Below are 1,344 nucleotides of genomic sequence, written 5' to 3'. Positions count from 1 at the left end.
CTGGACCTGCTCTTGCACTTGGTTTCTAAGTACCAGATGGATATCTACGATGTGCCTATTACAGAAGTCATCGAACAGTACCTAGCCTATGTCTCAACCCTGCAGGCCATGCGTCTGGAAGTGACTGGTGAGTACATGGTCATGGCCAGTCAGCTCATGCTGATCAAGAGCCGCAAGCTCTTGCCAAAGGTAGCAGAAGTGACAGACTTAGAGGGTGACCTGGAGCAAGACCTTCTCTCCCAAATCGAAGAATACCGCAAGTTTAAACTCTTGGGTGAGCACTTGGAGGCTAAGCACCAAGATCGGGCTCAGTACTATTCCAAAGCGCCGACAGAGTTGATCTACGAAGATGCGGAGCTTGTGCATGATAGGACGACCATTGACCTCTTTTTGGCATTTTCAAATATCCTAGCCAAGAAAAAAGAGGAGTTCGCACAGAATCACACGACCATCTTGCGGGATGAGTATAAGATTGAGGACATGATGATCATCGTAAAAGAGTCCTTGTCAGGACGAGATCAGTTGCGTTTGCAGGATTTGTTCAAGGAAGCCCAGAATGTTCAAGAGGTTATTACCCTCTTTTTGGCAACCCTAGAGTTAATCAAAACCCAGGAACTGATCCTCGTGCAAGAGGAGAGTTTCGGAGATATCTATCTCATGGAAAAGAAGGAAGAAAGTCAAGAGGCACAAAGCTAGACTTGATAGAGAGGAAAGATGAGTACTTTAGCAGAAATAGAAGCGCTCTTGTTTGTAGCAGGTGAAGATGGGATTCGAGTCCGTCAGTTGGCTGAACTCCTATCGCTTCCCCCGACAGGCATCCAGCAGAGTTTAGAAAAATTAGCCCAAAAGTATGAAAAAGACCAAGAGTCTAGCTTGTCCCTGATTGAGACAGGGGGCGCTTACAGATTGGTGACCAAGCCTCAATTTGCAGCGATTTTGAAGGAATACTCCAAGGCGCCCATCAACCAGAGTTTATCTCGGGCGGCCCTTGAGACCTTGTCCATCATTGCCTACAAGCAACCGATTACCCGAATTGAGATTGATGCTATCCGTGGGGTTAACTCGAGTGGGGCCTTGGCGAAGTTGCAGGCCTTTGACTTGATACGAGAAGATGGGAAAAAAGAAGTTTTGGGTCGCCCTAATCTCTATGTGACTACGGATTATTTTCTAGATTACATGGGGATTAACCATTTAGAAGAATTACCAGTGATTGATGAGCTTGAGATTCAAGCCCAAGAAAGCCAATTATTTGGTGAAAGGATAGAAGAAGATGAGAATCAATAAGTATATTGCCCACGCAGGTGTGGCCAGTAGGAGAAAAGCAGAAGAGTTGATCAAGCAAGG

General features: G+C 46.0%; 3 protein-coding genes. All 3 read left to right on the top strand.

Annotation, left to right across the window (positions count from 1 at the left end):
- On the top strand, nucleotides 1-696 hold a 696-nt coding region (locus GMD4S_RS12160), incomplete at its 5' end, for a segregation/condensation protein A (RefSeq protein WP_000641618.1).
- 18 nt (nucleotides 697-714) lie between these two features.
- Nucleotides 715-1,284, top strand: coding sequence for an SMC-Scp complex subunit ScpB (scpB, locus tag GMD4S_RS12155; RefSeq protein WP_000105288.1), 570 nt, complete (start codon nucleotides 715-717; stop codon nucleotides 1,282-1,284).
- Nucleotides 1,271-1,344, top strand: a 74-nt coding sequence (locus tag GMD4S_RS13415) for a S4 domain-containing protein (RefSeq protein WP_008291877.1), incomplete at its 3' end; no start/stop codon positions are given. The genes scpB and GMD4S_RS13415, both read left to right, overlap by 14 nt.

It is taken from the genome of Streptococcus sp. GMD4S, assembly GCF_000296955.1.
The sequence above is the reverse complement of the archived record's forward strand: the minus strand, read 5'-3'. Positions and strand labels throughout refer to the sequence as shown.

Coding starts and splice junctions, on each gene's coding strand:
- scpB (WP_000105288.1), top strand. CDS start 715: ATGAGTACTTTAGCAGAAATAGAAGCGCTCTTGTTTGTAGCAGGTGAA.